The sequence below is a fragment of the Microvirga sp. 2YAF29 genome (genome assembly GCF_052114605.1).
In the GTDB taxonomy this organism is placed as follows: Bacteria; Pseudomonadota; Alphaproteobacteria; order Rhizobiales; family Beijerinckiaceae; genus Microvirga.
In genome coordinates, this window is record NZ_JBFRFB010000058.1 from 1 (window position 1) to 306 (window position 306).

General features: G+C 65.4%; 1 protein-coding gene. It reads left to right on the forward strand.

The genetic code is table 11. The features are described from left to right. On the forward strand, positions 1–306 hold a 306-nt coding region (locus AB4Y85_RS19500), incomplete at both ends, for a porin (protein WP_441986558.1).

Here is a 306-nt window from a genome sequence, read left to right on the forward strand (position 1 = left end):
CATGAAGAGCTCGTTAAGAGCCTTCTTCTCGGATCGGTTGCGGGTCTCGCCGCCGTTGCCGGAGCTCAAGCCGCCGATCTTCCCGCGAAGAAGGCCGCTGCAGTTGAATACGTTCGCGTCTGCTCCACCTACGGCGCAGGCTTCTTCTACATCCCCGGCACGGAAACCTGCCTCCGCGTCGGCGGCCGCGTCCGCGCCGAGATGCTGTATCTCGAGCCGCAGTCGCGTCTCGACGACTCGATTGGCTTCCGCGCTCGTGGCCGCATCCAGCTCGACGCTCGTACCGCCACGGCTTACGGCCTGCTG